This is a genomic window from Delftia acidovorans SPH-1 (genome assembly GCF_000018665.1).
Classification (GTDB): Bacteria; Pseudomonadota; Gammaproteobacteria; order Burkholderiales; family Burkholderiaceae_C; genus Comamonas; species Comamonas acidovorans.
This window is the reverse complement of the sequence record NC_010002.1, coordinates 2459841-2475647: the sequence shown is the minus strand read 5'-3', so window position 1 is coordinate 2475647 and position 15807 is coordinate 2459841. Positions and strand designations below refer to the sequence as shown.

At 68.5% G+C, this 15807-nt stretch carries 12 protein-coding genes; 3 read left to right on the top strand and 9 right to left on the bottom strand.

The annotated features are described in order from the left end of the window. Positions 1–246: 246 nt before the first annotated feature. From DACI_RS11275 to DACI_RS11250, 6 genes are read right to left on the bottom strand one after another with little or no spacing between them, the layout of a single operon-like run. Positions 247–978 carry a CoxG family protein gene (locus DACI_RS11275; protein WP_012204176.1) on the bottom strand — a complete coding sequence of 244 codons (732 nt, stop codon included), beginning with the start codon at positions 976–978 and terminating at the stop codon, positions 247–249. A gap of 38 nt (positions 979–1016) precedes the next feature. Continuing rightward, positions 1017–2291 (bottom strand): vWA domain-containing protein, encoded by a 1275-nt coding sequence (locus DACI_RS11270; RefSeq protein WP_012204175.1) that lies wholly within the window; start codon positions 2289–2291, stop codon positions 1017–1019. Next, positions 2288–3226: an AAA family ATPase gene (locus DACI_RS11265; RefSeq protein ID WP_012204174.1), complete on the bottom strand. Its 939-nt coding sequence runs from the start codon at positions 3224–3226 to the stop codon at positions 2288–2290. The genes DACI_RS11270 and DACI_RS11265 overlap by 4 nt, the downstream gene beginning before the upstream one ends. Positions 3227–3234: 8 nt before the next feature. Further along, positions 3235–4026, bottom strand: a complete 792-nt coding sequence (locus DACI_RS11260; protein WP_012204173.1) for an FAD binding domain-containing protein — start codon at positions 4024–4026, stop codon at positions 3235–3237. Between the two features lie 10 nt (positions 4027–4036). After that, positions 4037–6427 carry a xanthine dehydrogenase family protein molybdopterin-binding subunit gene (locus DACI_RS11255; RefSeq protein ID WP_012204172.1) on the bottom strand — a complete coding sequence of 797 codons (2391 nt, stop codon included), beginning with the start codon at positions 6425–6427 and terminating at the stop codon, positions 4037–4039. 29 nt (positions 6428–6456) lie between these two features. Next, positions 6457–6933, bottom strand: a complete 477-nt coding sequence (locus tag DACI_RS11250; RefSeq protein ID WP_012204171.1) for a (2Fe-2S)-binding protein — start codon at positions 6931–6933, stop codon at positions 6457–6459. A 268-nt stretch (positions 6934–7201) separates the two neighbouring features. Between DACI_RS11250 and DACI_RS11245 the strand changes: the two genes are divergently transcribed. The 3 genes from DACI_RS11245 to DACI_RS11235 all read left to right on the top strand — a co-directional run bounded on the left by DACI_RS11245 (position 7202) and on the right by DACI_RS11235 (position 11000). Beyond that, positions 7202–8368 (top strand): helix-turn-helix domain-containing protein, encoded by a 1167-nt coding sequence (locus tag DACI_RS11245; RefSeq protein WP_012204170.1) that lies wholly within the window; start codon positions 7202–7204, stop codon positions 8366–8368. A 176-nt stretch (positions 8369–8544) separates the two neighbouring features. Further along, the gene (locus DACI_RS11240; RefSeq protein WP_012204169.1) at positions 8545–9153 is read left to right on the top strand and encodes a TRAP transporter small permease subunit; all 609 of its coding nucleotides are present in this window, start codon (positions 8545–8547) and stop codon (positions 9151–9153) included. 17 nt (positions 9154–9170) lie between these two features. Continuing rightward, complete coding sequence (locus DACI_RS11235) at positions 9171–11000, top strand: TRAP transporter large permease (RefSeq protein ID WP_012204168.1); 1830 nt, start codon at positions 9171–9173, stop codon at positions 10998–11000. Positions 11001–11146: 146 nt separating this feature from the next. Here the strand turns inward: DACI_RS11235 and DACI_RS11230 are convergent, their stop codons facing one another. The 3 genes from DACI_RS11230 to dxs all read right to left on the bottom strand — a co-directional run bounded on the left by DACI_RS11230 (position 11147) and on the right by dxs (position 15720). Next, the gene (locus DACI_RS11230) at positions 11147–12226 is read right to left on the bottom strand and encodes a TRAP transporter substrate-binding protein (protein WP_012204167.1); all 1080 of its coding nucleotides are present in this window, start codon (positions 12224–12226) and stop codon (positions 11147–11149) included. Between the two features lie 282 nt (positions 12227–12508). Next, the gene (locus tag DACI_RS11225) at positions 12509–13591 is read right to left on the bottom strand and encodes a TRAP transporter substrate-binding protein (protein ID WP_012204166.1); all 1083 of its coding nucleotides are present in this window, start codon (positions 13589–13591) and stop codon (positions 12509–12511) included. A 248-nt stretch (positions 13592–13839) separates the two neighbouring features. After that, complete coding sequence (gene dxs, locus DACI_RS11220; RefSeq protein ID WP_043783320.1) at positions 13840–15720, bottom strand: 1-deoxy-D-xylulose-5-phosphate synthase; 1881 nt, start codon at positions 15718–15720, stop codon at positions 13840–13842. Between the last annotated feature and the right edge of the window lie 87 nt (positions 15721–15807).

The following is a 15807-nucleotide window of genomic DNA, read 5'->3' as shown; positions in this document are numbered from 1 at the left end:
CTGGGCGCCTGGCGTTTTTCGGCGGCTATTGTCTCTCTGCATCAAGAAGGGTGCAGCAGCATGTAAAAAGGGCTTGGTAGCGCAGGGCGAAGCATAGAAGCCACAACAAATCTGAGGCCAGAGACGCCGAGCAAGAGCCGCCTCGCGGCGAGGGCGTCGCCGGCTGCCCGTATGCCCCCCTCCCGCGAAGCGAGAGAGGGCGCCGTGCACACGGGGGAAGCGGCGCAGCCGCTCAGGGGGAGCGCCCTAGTACCGCGAGAGCAGCCAGCCGGCCCCGAGAACGACGACGATGGCCAGCCCCCAGCACCACAGCGGGATGGCGCGGCGCGAGCGTTCCTCGGCCTCGGTGGCCGGTGCGGCATCCAGCGGCGTGGCCACGCCGGCTGCGGCGTCGTGCTCCCAGGCCTGGGCGTCCACGGTGGGCTCGATGTGGCCGGTTTCATCGGCCAGGCCGGCAGGCAGGTGGGACAGGTCGGCGGTGTCGCCTGCATCGGCAGGCGCTGCCGCCGCGCGCGGGTGGCGCTGCTGCATCAGCGTGTCGAAGCGCGCGAAGAAGTCGTCGGCCATGTTGCGGGCGGCGCCGTCGATCAGCCGCTGGCCCAGCTGGGCGATCTTGCCGCCGACCTGGGCCTGCACGCTGTAGCTGAGCAGGCAGCGCGGCTGGCCTGCGGCGTCAGCGGGCTCGGGAGTGAGGGTGACGTCGGCCTCGCCCTTGCCGAAGCCGGCCACGCCGCCCTGGCCTTCAAAGGCGATGCGGTAGCGCTCGGGCGGCGTGATGTCGGACAGCGTGACCTTGCCGCTGAACTTGGCCGATACCGGCCCCACCTTGACCGCCATGCCCACGGCGTACTGGTCATCGCCCAAGGGTTCGAAGCGGTCGCAGCCGGCCAGGCAGGCCTTGAGCGTTTCGGGATCGTTGAGCGCCTCCCAGGCCTGCTGCTGGCTGACGGCGAGGGAACGGCTGGCTTGCATTTCCATGGCAATTCCTTTCTGCGATGGGGGTGGCCGCAAGCGGCTCAGCGGCCTGGCGCCGCCAGCAGCCGCGCCAGGTGACCGGCCAGCTGCTGCAGCGATTCCAGGTTGTGTACCGCAAGCATGGCATGGGCATGACGATGCAGCACGGCCGCCCCCTGGGCCAGTGGGGCATACCCGTCAAAGCGCAGCAGCGGGTTGAGCCACAGCAGCCGCGCGCTGTGGCGGCGCAGCCAGGCCAGTTCGCGATCCAGCTCGGCGGCATCGCCGGTGTCCAGGCCGTCGCTGATGATGAGCACCAGGGTGCGCCGGCCCACCAGGCCTGAAACCCGGTGGCGCGCATGCAGGCGGCGCAGTTCGCCCAGGCTGCTGCCCAGGCGCGTGCCGCCGCCAAAGTCGGCAATGGCGGCGTTGGCGCGCTCGAGCATGGCGTCGGCATCGGCCTGGGCAAAGGCCGGGCCCAGGTTGCGCAGCTCGGTGCCGAAGCTGAAGACCTGGCGGCGCAGGCCCGCATGGCGCTGCGTGCTGGTGGCCGCGTGCAGGAAGGCCAGCAACAGCCGCGCATAGCGCTCCATGGAGCCCGAGACATCGACCAGGGCCAGCCAGGGCAGCGGCAGGCGCCGCCGTTCGCGCCGCAGCAGCTGCAGCATTTCGCCGCCATGGTGCGATGCCGCACGCAGGCTGGCAGCCCAGTCAGGCACCGCGCCGCGCTGGCCCGTGCGCGTGCGGCGGCTGCGGTAGCGGGGCAAGGGAAGGGCAATGTCCCTGGCCAGGCGCTGCACCAGCAGGTATTCGCTGGCGCTGAGCTGGTTGAAGTCGGCATGGCGCAGGCGGTGGCGCTCGCTGGCCGTCATGGCGGCGTCCAGCTTCAGCTCTTCATCGACGGCGGCCCTGCCCTCGCCTGCCTGGCGGGGCGACAAGGCTTCCTGCACGCGCGGGCGGTGGCGCGGCGCGGACGGCCGGGGCGCCTGCGGCAGCAACTGGGCCAGCAGTTGCCTGGCCACGTCGGGATTGCGGAAGTAGGCGTCGAACAGTTCGCGGAACACGGCGCGGTCCTGGGCGTTGCTCACAAATACGGCCTCCAGCGCGGCGGCCATGTCCTCGCGCGCCAGGCCGACCAGGGGCAGGGCCTGCTGGGCCAGCGCCATGCGCCCGCCATCCACGGGCACGCCCGCGCGGCGCAGCGCACGCGCAAAGCCGACCAGGTTGCCGGCGAGCTTGCCGCTGCGCGCATCGCCCAGCCAGCTGGTGCGCCCGCCCCCATCGGCGGCACCGGCGGCACCGGCGGCACCGGCTGTACCGGCTGCCCCAGCCGTCACGGCGCGGGCTCCGGCGCCAGCAGTTGCTGCAGCCGCTCGGGCGTGAGCGCGGCCACGTCCTCGCGCTGCTTGAAGAGGATGCCTGCCGTGTCGTGCACGACTTCGGGATCGACCACCAGGGTGTCCAGCGCCACCAGGGCCTTGGCCCATTCCACGCTTTCGGCAATGCCGGGCACCCGCTGGAAGGCGTCGGCAAAGGGCTGGCTGCGCAGCCGTCCCACGAAGCTCGCCACCTGGGCGGTCAGGGCCTGCCCGGCCCCGGGCACCAGGGCGCGCACGATGGCCAGCTCGCGCTCGCGCCCGGGATAGTCCAGCCAGTGGTAGAGGCAGCGGCGCTTGACGGCATCGTGCAGGTCGCGCGTGCGGTTGCTGGTGAGCACGGTCACGGGCGGCACGCGTGCCGCCACCGTGCCCAGCTCGGGAATGCTGACCTGGTACTCGCCCAGGTATTCGAGCAGGAAGGCCTCGAAGGGCTCGTCGGCACGGTCGATCTCGTCGATCAGCAGCACGGCGCCGGGTTCAGGCTGCTGCAGGGCCTGCAGCAGCGGGCGGCTTACCAGGTAGCGCTCCTGGTAGACCTCCTGCTCGGCGCGCTGCAGGCGGTCCTGATCCGGTGCGGCCGCGGGCTGCGCCGAGGCCAGCTCGGCCGCGCGCAGGTGCAGCAGCTGGGCCGCGTAGTTCCATTCATACAGCGCCTCGCGCTGCTCCATGCCGTCATAGCACTGCAGCCGGATCAGGCGGCGCGCCAGCACGCGTGCCAGCGCCTGGGCCAGCGCGGTCTTGCCCACGCCGGGCTCGCCCTCCAGCAGCAGCGGCCGCTGCAGCCGCAGGGCCAGGAAGACGGCCGTGGCCAGGCGCCGGTCGGCGAAATAGCCTTCGGCCTGCAGCGCGGCGGCCAGGGCGTCTATGGAGGCAATGGCTTGCTCGGAAGGCATCCGCCGTGTCACCCCAGCATCTGCGATACCGCACGCTGCGTCTGCACGCTGATCAACTGCGCCCGGTAGCGCGCGCTGGCATGCAGGTCGCTGTTGAGGTCGGCATGGTCGATCAGCACCTGGGCGGCCGCGTCGGGCGTGAAGCTCTGGTTGAGCGCGGCCTCCAGCCCCGCATGGCGGAACACGCTGAGCCCGGCGCCCGTGATGGCCACGCGCACGCCGCTGTCGGTCTGGGCGACGAAGACGCCCACCAGGGCGAAGCGCGAGGCGGGCTGCTTGAACTTGAGGTAGGCGGCCTTCTTCGGCACGGGAAAGCGCACGGCCGTGATCAGCTCGCCGCTGCCCAGCGCCGTGGTGTACATGCCCTGGAAGAAGTCGTCGGCCGCGATCTCGCGCCGGTCGGTGACGACGGTGGCGCCCAGGCCCAGCACGGCACTGGGGTAGCAGGCAGCGGGGTCGTTGTTGGCCAGCGAACCGCCGATGGTGCCGCGCGCGCGCACCTGGCGGTCGCCGATGCCGCCGGCCAGCTCGGCCAGGGCCGGGATGGCGGCCTGGACCTGCGGGTTGGCGGCCACGTCGGCATGGCGCGTCATGGCGCGGATTTCCACGGTCTGGCCGTCGACGGCAATGCCGGCCAGGCCCTGGACGCGGTTCAGGTCCACGATCTGTTCGGGCCGCGCCAGGCGCAGGCGCATCGATGGCAGCAGGCTCTGGCCGCCGGCCAGGTACTGGCCGCCCTGCGCGGCCAGCGCGGCGGCGTCGGCCGTGGTGCCTGGGGCTTCATAGGTGAATGCGTACATGGCGCTCTCCTCAGGAGGTGGCTGCGGCGTCGATGGCCGACCAGACACGGTGCGGGCTGGCCGGCATGTCCAGGTCCCTGACACCCAGGGGATGCAGTGCGTCGAGCACGGCATTGATGACGGCGGGCGGCGAGCCTATGGCCCCCGCCTCGCCGCAGCCCTTGGTGCCCAGCGGGTTGTGCGTGCAGGGCGTGCAGACGGTGCCGAGCTTGAATTCGGGGAAGTCGTCGGCGCGCGGCATGGCGTAGTCCATGAAGCTGCCGGTGAGCAGCTGGCCGGTCTCGCGGTCGTAGACGCAGTTTTCCAGCAGCGCCTGGCCTATGCCCTGGGCCACGCCGCCGTGCACCTGGCCCTCGACGATCATGGGATTGATGATGGTGCCGAAGTCGTCCACGGCGCTGAAGCGGTCCACGCGCACCACGCCCGTGGCCGGGTCCACCTCGACCTCGCAGATGTAGGTGCCTGCGGGGAAGGTGAAGTTGGTGGGGTCGTAGAAGGCGGTTTCGTTGAGGCCGGGCTCCAGCTTGTCCAGCGGGTAGTTGTGCGGCACATAGGCGGTGAGCGCGATCTGGGCGAAGGGGATTTTCTTGTCGGTGCCGCGCACCGTGAACTCGCCGTCCGCGAAGTCGATGTCGGCGTCGCTGGCCTCCATCAGGTGGGCCGCGATCTTCTTGGCCTTGGCCTCGATCTTGTCCAGCGCCTTCATGATGGCCGCGCCGCCCACGCTGATGGAGCGCGAGCCATAGGTGCCCATGCCGAAGGGCACACGGCCCGTGTCGCCGTGGACGATGTCCACGTTCTCCACGGGTATCCCCAGGCGCGCGGCCACCACCTGGGCGAAGGTGGTCTCGTGCCCCTGGCCGTGGCTGTGCGAGCCCGTGAACACGGTGACGCTGCCCGTGGGGTGCACGCGCACCTCGCCGCATTCGAACAGGCCGGCCCGCGCGCCCAGGGCGCCCGCGATGTTGCTGGGCGCCAGGCCGCAGGCCTCGATGTAGCTGCTGTAGCCCAGGCCGCGCCTGAGGCCCCGCGCCTCGCTGTCGGCACGGCGCGCGGCAAAGCCGGCCACGTCGGCCAGGGCCTCGGCCTTGTCCATGCATGCGCCGTAGTCGCCCACGTCGTACTGCAGGGCCACGGGCGTCTGGTAGGGAAAGCTGGTGACGAAGTTGCGCCGCCGTATCTCGGCCTGCGACAGGTTCAGTTGCCAGGCGCAGCGGCTGACCAGGCGCTCCAGCAGGTAGGTGGCCTCGGGCCGGCCCGCGCCCCGGTAGGCATCGACGGGGGCGGTGTGGGTGAACCAGGCATCGACCTCCACATAGACCTGGGGTGTGGCGTACTGGCCCGCCAGCAGGGTGGCATAGAGGATGGTGGGCACGGCGCTGGCGAAGGTGCTCAGGTAGGCGCCCAGGTTGGCATCCGTGTGCACGCGCATGGCCAGGAACTTGCCGCTGGCGTCCATGGCCATCTCGGCATGGCTGACGTGGTCACGGCCATGGGCGTCGGTGAGGAAGGACTCGCTGCGGTCGGCCGTCCACTTGATGTTGCGGTTGAGCTTTCGCGCACCCCAGGTCAGGCAGACATCCTCGGCATACAGGAAGATCTTGGAGCCGAAGCCGCCGCCCACGTCGGGCGCGATCACGCGCACCTTGTGCTCGGGCAGGCCCATGACGAAGGCCGTCATCAGCAGCCGCTCGACGTGCGGGTTCTGGTTGGCCACGTACAGCGTGTACTCGTCATTGGCGCGGCTGTAGCTGCCGATGGCCGCGCGCGGCTCCATGGCGTTGGGAATCAGCCGGTTGTTGACCAGGTCCAGCTGGGCGATGTGGGCGGCGCCCGCAAACACGGCATCCACGGCGGCCTTGTCGCCGATGGCCCATTTGTAGCAGTGGTTGTCGGGGGCGATGTCATGCACCACCGCGCCGGGCACGCTGCCGGCCGCCGCGTCGGCCACCAGCACCACGGCGGGCAGCGGGTCGTAGTCCACCTCCACCAGCTCGGCCGCGTCGCGCGCCTGCTCCAGCGTCTCGGCCACGACCATGGCGACCTGGTCGCCCACGTAGCGCACGGTGTCCAGCGCCAGGATGGGATGCGGCGGCTCCTTCATGGGCTCGCCGTTGGTGCTGGTGATCAGCCAACCGCAGGGCAGGCCGTTGATCTTGTCGGCCGCCACGTCGGCGCCCGTGAGCACGCCGATGACGCCGGGCGCGGCCTTGGCCGCATCGGTGGAAACGGAGCGCACGCGCGCATGCGCGTGCGGCGAGCGCACGAACACCGCATGGGCCTGGGCGGCCAGCGCGATGTCGTCGGTGTACTGGCCCGCGCCCGTGAGGAAGCGGTAGTCCTCCTTGCGCTTGACGGGCTCGCCGATGTGGGGGAGCTTGGAAAAGTCGGATGCACCCATGGCTGTCTCCTTGTGGTGGCCTGCGGCGCTCAGGTCGCAGGCCCTGCCATGGCCTGGCTGCCCTTTTTCACGGCGGCCACGATGTTCTGGTAGCCCGTGCAGCGGCACAGGTTGCCCTCCAGTGCCTCGCGGATCTCGCGATCGCTCGCGCACGGCTGGCGCTGGCACAGGTCCACGGCGCTCATGACCATGCCCGGCGTGCAAAAGCCGCATTGCAGGCCGTGGCACTCCTTGAAGGCCGCCTGCATGGGGTGCAGGCCGCCGTCGATATCCGCCAGCCCTTCGATGGTGCGCACCTCGCAGCCCTCGGCCTGCACGGCCAGCATGGCGCAGGACTTGACGGCGTGGCCGTCGACGATGACGGTGCAGGCCCCGCACTGGCTGGTGTCGCAGCCCACATGCGTGCCGGTCAGGCGCAGGTGCTCGCGCAGCGCATGCACGAGCAAGGTGTTGGGCGGAACGTCGATGCGCTGCGCGCGCCCGTTGACGGTGAGCTGGACATTCATCGTGCTGTCTCCTGCCTGTGATCGGCGGTGATCTGGAACGTGGGGGAACGCCGGGAACCTCGCCTGCCATGGTCGCCCTGCCCGCAGGCGCCCGTTCTAGGGTTGACCCGCAAGCCCGGGCCAGGCGGCGCGGATATTCTCAAAATGACACAGTCGTCACCGCAGCCGCAGCCCGCACCGCTTGCGCCTGCGCGCCCCGGCCTCGACCGTGCCAGCCTGCCAGCCCGTTCGCAATCCCTTGCCAGCCAGCCACAGGAGTTCCCGCCCCATGTTCGCCCTGAGCCCCGACGCCGCGCAGCCCTGCCCCGCCGATCCGCGCCACCAGCAGGTCGCCCGGGCCCGCAGCCTGGTTTTCGGCGATCAGGCGCTGGCCGGCTCACCGCCCGGCATCGCACCCTGGCTGTGGCGCTCCTGGCAGCGCTGCCTGGCGGCAGGCCGCCGCCCGGACGAACGCGTGGTCTACGAAGCATTGGGGCCGCATGCGCTGCGCCAGACCCGTGATGGCCATGAGGTGCTGCTGCAGGCCGCGCGCCCCGTGATGGCCCAGCTGGTGGGCGCCGTGGGCGCCATGCACTACTTCAGCCTGCTGACCGATGCACGCGGCACGGTGCTGGAGGTGCAGGGGCCGCTGGAGCGCAGCGACATCCGCGTGCAGGCCATCGCCCGCGTGGGCGTGGACCTGTCCGAGCAGGGCGTGGGCACCACGGCCATTGGCGCGGCCCTGGCCGAACACGGCCCCGTCTGGCTGCACCGGGCAGAGCATTTCTTCGAGGCCAACCGCCACTACAGCTGCGCGGGTGCGCCGCTGTCCGGCCCGGACGGCCGATGCCTGGGCATGCTGGACATCACGGGCGTGGACGTGCCGGAGCGGCCCGAACTCATGCACCTGGCGCTGCGCTGTGCCCGCGCCATCGAGGACCGGCTGCTGCGCGCCCTGCCCCATGCCCTGCTTCTGCACCTGAATTGGCCCGGCGGGCCGCTGGGCCAGGAGGGCGAAGGCCTGCTGGCCGTGGACGCCGAAGGGCATGTGGCGGGCAGCAATACCCTGGCCCGCCAGCTCGTGCCCCAGCCGCTGTCGCTGCCGGGCCAGCCGCTGCACTGCAGCGAACTGCTGGCCATGCCCTGGACGGCGCTGGTGGACCATGCGCGCCAGCGCCCCAACGAGCCGCTGCGCCTGCCGCTGTGGTCGGGCCTGCGGCTGCAGGCGCTGGTGCAGCCCGGCCCCCAGCTGCGCCAGCTGCTGCCTGCGCTGGGCACGGCGGCACTCGCTGCCGCCGCCCAGCCCAGCCCGCTGCGCGCCAGCGAGGGCGTGCTGATCGACCAGGCCCTGCAGGACGCCCAGGGCAATGTGACCCGGGCCGCCCGCGCGCTGGGCATCAGCCGCGCCACGCTGTACCGCAAACTGGGGGCCCGCAAGCCACACACCGCCACTTGAACGGGACGTTTCCTCGGGTTCACACGGATTTCTTTTAGGGGGAGCGGGCCGCCTGCGGCGTTCGGGTCTCCGTAGAATCGACGGCTTTGGTCCATGCGCCGACAAGAGCGCTGCGCGCCGGCCTACAGGCTGGCGTACGGCGACGGACCCAATACAGCCTACTTTTTGGAGACACCATGCAGGCTTTGCTCAAATTCTCAAGGGGGGTCGACTGGCTCAACAGCCTGGTCGGGCGATGGCTTATCTGGCTGATCCTGGCCTCCACGGTCATCAGCGGCATCAATGCCATCGTTCGCAAGGTGTTGCACACCAGCTCGAACGCCTACCTCGAAGTGCAGTGGTACCTGTTCGCGGCCTCCTTCCTGCTGGCCGCCGGCTACACGCTGCTGCAGGGCGAGCATGTGAAGGTGGATGTGATCGCCAGCCGCCTGTCCAAGCGCACGCAGATCTGGATCGACATCTTCGGCTTCGTCTTCTTCCTGACCCCCATGGCGCTGGCCATCCTGTGGTTCGGCACGCCCTTCGTGATCCAGGCCATGCAGACCGGCGAGATGTCGGGCAACGCAGGCGGCCTGGTGCGCTGGCCCGTCTACCTGATGATCCCCATCGGCTTCGGGCTGCTGCTGCTGCAGGGCATGTCGGAGCTGATCAAGCGCATCGCCTTCCTGAAGGGCCTGATCGACGATCCCACGGCCAAGAAGGGCGAGAAGACCGCCGAGGAAGACCTGGCCGAAGCACTGCGCGGGCTGGCAGGTGCCAAGGACAAAAGCGGGCAAAGCGCCTGATCGGGGAAACAGACATCATGGAATTCGTGATCCACAACCTGGCCCCGATCATGTTCGCGGGGCTGATACTTTTCCTGCTCGTGGGTTTTCCAGTGGCATTCAGCCTGGGCGCCTGCGGACTGTTCTTCGCCTTTGTCGGCATCGAACTGGGCGTGCTGCCCGAAGCCCTGCTGCAGGCCCTTCCGCTGCGCATCTTCGGCATCATGCAGAACGAGACGATGCTGGCCATACCGTTCTTCACCCTCATGGGGCTGATACTGGAGCGAAGCGGCATGGCCGAGGACCTGCTGGAGACCGTGGGCCAGCTCTTCGGCCCCGTGCGCGGCGGCGTGGCCTTCGCGGTGATCTTCGTAGGCGCGCTGCTGGCGGCGACCACGGGCGTGGTCGCGGCATCGGTGATCTCCATGGGCCTGATCTCCCTGCCCATCATGATGCGCTACGGCTATGACCGCCGGGTGGCCTCGGGCGTGATCGCGGCGTCGGGCACGCTGGCGCAGATCATTCCGCCGTCCCTGGTGCTGATCGTGCTGGCCGACCAGCTGGGCCGCAGCGTGGGCGACATGTACAAGGGCGCCTTCCTGCCGGGCCTGATGCTGACGGGCTTCTATGCGCTGTTCATCGTCGTGCTGGCCATCTTCAAGCCCGCCATGGTGCCCGCCCTGCCGCCCGAGGCGCGCACGCTGCGCGAGCCCAACGGCAACTCCGGCCTGCCTTCCACCCTGGTGCTGACCGTGCTGTGCGTGGCCGCCTCGATGGTGGTCGCCCAGTACATGCCCCAGCTGCACACCTGGTGGTCCGGCGATGTGGTGGAGAAGGTCGCTCTGGACGAGACCATCGTGGTGTCCATGTGCTTCGGCGTGGCCCTGGCCTTCATTGCCGCCATGTTCAACAAGCTCACGGGCCTGCACCTGCTCAGCCGCATGGCCGAGCGCGTGACCTTCGTGCTGATCCCGCCGCTGCTGCTGATCTTCCTGGTGCTGGGCACCATCTTCCTGGGCGTTGCAACGCCCACCGAAGGCGGCGCCATGGGCGCGCTGGGCGCGGCCATCATGGCCTTCGTGCGCGGCCGCCTGAGCATGGACCTGCTCAAGCAGGCGCTGATGTCCACCACCAAGCTGTCGTGCTTCGTGATGTTCATCCTGATCGGCGCGACCATGTTCGGCCTGACCTTCCAGGGCGTGGACGGCCCCAAGTGGGTGGAGGAGCTGCTGGTGTCCCTGCCAGGCGGCGAGATCGGCTTCCTGATCGTGGTCAACATCATGATCTTCGTGCTGGCCTTCTTCCTGGACTTCTTCGAGCTGTCCTTCATCGTCGTGCCGCTGCTGGCCCCCGTGGCCGACAAGCTGGGCATCGACCTGGTCTGGTTCGGCGTGCTGCTGGCCGTGAACATGCAGACCTCGTTCATGCACCCGCCCTTCGGCTTCGCGCTGTTCTTCCTGCGCAGCGTGGCCCCGGCCAAGGCCTACGTGGACAAGGTCACCAAGAAGATGACCGAGCCCGTGACCACCATGCAGATCTATGCGGGCGCCATCCCTTTCCTGCTGATCCAGCTGCTCATGGTGGCCCTGATCATCATCTTCCCCGGCATCGTCTCCAGCGGGCTGGACAAGAAGGTGGAGTACGACCTGGACAAGGTGCGTCAGGAGATGGAGGCATCCATGCCCGAGGCCATCGACTTCAACGACCCCATGTTCAACGGCGACGGCGCGAACCAGCCGCCTGCCCCCGGAGCAACGCCTGGCGAGCCTTCGGCCCCGGCCAGCGAGGACGATGCGCTCAAGGCGCTGCAGGACCAGTTGCAGCGCGAGCAACCGGCCACGCCGGGCGAGAGCAAGTCCGGCAGCTGATCGCAGGCTCCCTCAAGGACAGCAAAGGCCCCGCAACCGCGGGGCCTTTTTTCGTTCGGGCCCCGGCGTGCGCCGGTCCCCTGCGCCCATGAAAAAAGCCGGGCAGTGCCCGGCTTTCCCGCATGACGCCCGAGGGCGCCGCGACTTCACAGCTTTTGCGCCGACATGAAGGCGTCGTAGCGCGCCTCGGCAAAGCGGAACCACAGCACCTCGTCGCGCTGGAAGTTGCGGTAGTCGCCGTAGATCTTCTTCCACGCAGGATTTTTCTCGGCCAGCTCCGCATAGACCGCCATGGTGGTCTTGTAGGAGGCATCGAGCACGGTCTGCGGGAAGGCCAGCACCTTGGCCTTGCTGGCCACCAGTTGCTTGAGCGCGCCGGGATTGCGCGCGTCGTAGCGGGCCTGGGTGACCACGTGGGCCTCGTGCGATGCGGCCTGCACCATGGCGCGCTGCTCGGGCGTCAGCGCGGCCAGCGCCTTCTGGTTCACGTAGAACTCGAGGTTCAGGCTGCCTTCCCACCAGCCGGGGTAGTAGTAGAACGGAGCGACCTTGTTGAAGCCCAGCTTGAGGTCGTCATAGGGGCCGATCCATTCGGCCGCATCGATGGTGCCCTTTTCCAGCGCCTGGTAGATTTCGCCGCCCGGGATGTTCTGGGGCACGCCGCCCATGCGCTCGATGATCCGGCCCGCGAAGCCGCCGATGCGGAACTTCAGGCCCTTGATGTCCTCGGGTGTCTTGACCTCCTTGCGGAACCAGCCCCCCATCTGTGCGCCCGTGTTGCCGCCCAGGAAGTTGACGATGCCGTATTCGGCATAGAACTCGCGCATCAGCTTGCCGCCGTTGCCGTCCACGATCCACGCCGTGAGCTGGCGCGAGTTCATGCCGAACGGAATGGCGCCGCCAATGGCAAAGGCCTCGTTCTTGCCAAAGAAGTAGTAAGGCGCCGTGTGCGCGATCTCCACCGTGCCGTTCTGCACGCCATCGACCACGCCGAAGGCGGGCATCAGCTCGCCGGCCGCATGCACCGAGATCTCGAACTTGCCGCCCGACATCTCCTTGATCGCCTTGGAAAACACCTCGGCCGAGCCGTAGATGGTGTCCAGCGAGCGCGGGAAGCTCGACGCCAGGCGCCAGCGTATTGCCGCCTGCGCGTGAACGGCGGGTGCCGCTGCGGCAGTCAACACACCGGCCAGACCGGCGTGCTTGAGTGCTTTTCTTCTGTCCATCACTGTCTCCTCCTGGTTCGCTCTGCTTGAGAGCATTCAAAAAAGGCCGGACTGCTCTTGGCAGCCCGGCCCACATACATCATCGGAACAAAAAAGCCCCCACGCTACCCTTGCTGCGCAAGGTCCGCTGCCCCCCAGGGGGGCCGCTTTTTGCCTTGGGGCGGCCCGGCGGCAAAAAACCCCGCCGTCCCCGCTGCATTTCGCAGAGGGGACGCGGGCTTGGCCTGCAGGCGTGGAAGGCATGGACCGTCCTTGTGCGTGCTGCTGGCTGCAGACCTGGCCTTACAGCTTGGCCGTGGTCATGTAGCTGTTGTAGCGGAACTCCGAGAAGCGCTCCCACAGCAGCTGGTCGCGCTGGAAGGTGCGCAGGCTCTGGTTGATCTTCTTGAACATGGGCGACTTGGCGTCATGCTCGGCCATGATCTCCATGACGGCCTTGTAGCCGGCATCCATGAAGTCCTTGGGGAAGGCCTTGAGCTGGGTCTTGTCGGCCACCAGCTTCTTGAGCGCCACGGGGTTGTTGGCGTCGTACTTGGCCGTCATGTCGCGTGCCGCCACGTTGCAGGCTGCATCGACCATGGCCTTGTACTCGGGCGACAGGGCTGCATACGCCTTGGTGTTGATGAAGAACTCCAGCTCGGCGCCGCCTTCCCACCAGCCGGGGTAGTAGTAGTAGGGAGCGACCTTGTTGAAGCCCAGCTTCTGGTCGTCGTAGGGGCCCACGAATTCCACGGCATCCAGCGTGCCCTTTTCGAGCGCCTGGTAGACCTCGCCCACGGGCATGTTCTGCGCGACCACGCCGAGCTTGAGCATGGCGTCGCCGAACAGGCCGCCGCCCAGGCGCATCTTCAGGCCCTTGAGATCGGCCACCGACTTGATTTCCTTGCGGAACCAGCCGCCCATCTGGGTGCCCGTGTTGCCTGCGCTCTGGCTCTTGATGTTGTACTGGGCATAGAACTCGTCCATGAGCTTGCGGCCGCCGCCGTGCTCCATCCAGGCATCCATCTGGCGGGCGGTCAGGCCGAAGGGCACGGCGCAGCCGAAGGCGAAGATGTAGTCCTTGCCGGTGAAGTAATAGGGCGCCGTCAGCGCCATCTCGATGGTGCCGTTCTGGATGCCATCGACCACGCCGAAGGCGGGCATCAGCTCACCGGCCGCATGCACCGAGACTTCGAACTTGCCGCCCGACATCGCCTTGAGCGTCTTGGAGAACATTTCGGCCGAGCCGAAGATGGTGTCCAGCGACTTGGGAAAGCTCGCGGCCAGACGCCAGCGGATCGCCTCCTGGGCATGGACTGCGGGTGCGGCTCCCACAGCCAGCACGCCAGCGATTCCCGCATGTTTGATGATCGAACGACGGTCCATGAATGTCTCTCCGCGATGTGTTGTGTCAGTCAGAAAAAGCCCCCACGCCCCCTTGCTGCGCAAGGTCCGCGGCCACCCCGAGGGGGCCGCTTTCTGCCTTGGGGCGACCCGGCGGCAAAAAAAACGCACGTTCGCACGTGCATTCACACTGTATCAGGTGGTATCGATTCTAAAAACGCCGCAAAGCAAGCGCGGACGGGGTTTTCCCCCGCGTAGTTCTGCTCGGCTGGCCGGCTGCCCGGCGCCGCTCAGGCGACGGCGCGCTCGGGTGCCAGATGGGCGCGGACCGAGGCCTCGATGCCCGCCGCATCCAGGCCCTGCAGGGCCAGCAGCTTGGCGGGATCGCCGTGCTCGATGAACTCGTCGGGCAGGCCCAGCTGCAGCAGCTGGCGCGTGATGCCGGCGGCCTGCAGCGACTCGGCCACGGCGCTGCCAGCGCCGCCCATGATGCAGCCCTCTTCCACGGTGACGATGAGCTCGTGCGTGGAGGCCACCTGGCGCAGCAGTTCCTCGTCCAGCGGCTTGGCCCAGCGCATGTTGACCACGGTGGCGTCCAGCGCCTCGGCCGCGGCCAGGGCCGGGTACAGCAGGGTGCCGAAGGCCAGGATGGCGACCTGCTTCTTGGCAGACTCGCGGCGCACTTCGCCCTTGCCGAAGGGCAGGCCCTCCAGGCTCTCCAGCGGCGCCACACCCACGCCAGCGCCACGCGGGTAGCGCACGGCCACGGGATGGTCCTGCTCGTAGGCCGTGGTCAGCAGCTGGCGGCATTCGCGCTCGTCGGCCGGGCAGGCCATGCTCATGTGCGGAATGCAGCGCACGAAGGCGATGTCATACGCACCTGCGTGCGTGGCGCCATCGGCGCCGACCAGGCCTGCGCGGTCCAGCGCAAAGACCACGGGCAGCTTTTGCAGCGCCACGTCGTGGATCAGCTGGTCGTAGCCGCGCTGCAGGAAGGTGGAGTAGATGGCAACCACGGGCTTGAGGCCTTCGCAGGCCATGCCGGCCGCGAAGGTGACCGCATGCTGCTCGGCAATGCCCACGTCGTAGTAGCGGCCCGGAAAGCGCTTGTGGAACTCCACCATGCCCGAGCCCTCGCGCATGGCGGGGGTGATGCCCACCAGGCGCTGGTCCTTGTCCGCCATGTCGCACAGCCAATGGCCGAAGACCTGGGTGAAGGTCTGCTTCGGGGGCGTGGCCGGCTTGACCAGGCCCACGCTGGGATCGAACTTGCCGGGGCCGTGGTAGGCCACGGGATCGGCCTCGGCCAGCTTGTAGCCCTGGCCTTTCTTGGTGACCACATGCAGGAACTGCGGGCCCTTGAGGCTCTTGATGTTCTCCAGCGTGGGGATCAGCGAATCGAGGTCATGCCCGTCGATGGGGCCGATGTAGTTGAAGCCGAAGTTCTCGAACAGCGTGGCCGGCACGACCATGCCCTTGGCCTGCTGCTCCAGCCGCTTGGCCAGCTCCAGCAGCGGAGGCACCTGCTTGAGCACGCTCTTGCCCATGTCGCGCGCCTTGGCGTAGAACTGCCCGCTCATGAGCTGGGCCAGGTAGCGGTTGAGCGCGCCCACGGGCGGGCTGATGCTCATGTCGTTGTCGTTGAGAATGACCAGCAGGTTGGCATCGGTCACGCCGGCGTTGTTCAGCGCCTCGAAGGCCATGCCGGCCGTCATGGCGCCGTCGCCGATGACGGCGATGGCGCGGCGGTCCTCGCCCTTTTGCTTGGCGGCCAGGGCCATGCCCAGGGCGGCCGAGATGCTGGTGGAGGAGTGCGCCGTGCCGAAGGTGTCGTACGGGCTCTCGGCGCGCTGCGGAAAGCCCGACAGGCCGCCGAACTGGCGCAGCGAGGCCATGCGCTCGCGCCGGCCCGTGAGGATCTTGTGCGGATAGGTCTGGTGGCCCACGTCCCAGACCACGCGGTCGTAGGGCGTGTCGAACACCGCATGCAGCGCCACCGTCAGCTCCACCGTCCCCAGGTTGGAACTCAGATGCCCGCCGGTCTTGGAGACGCTGTCGAGCACATAGGCACGCAGTTGCTGGGCCAGGGTCTTGAGTTCGGCACGCGACAGACGCCTCAGATCCGAGGGATCGTCGATGGTCTGCAGCAGGGAGTAGGTGTTCGTGGTCATGCTAGATATCTTGATGGCCGCAAGACCATCGCCCATATTTTCGTATCAGTTGCCTGTGGCATCGAACGCCACCCTTGCAAGTAGCGC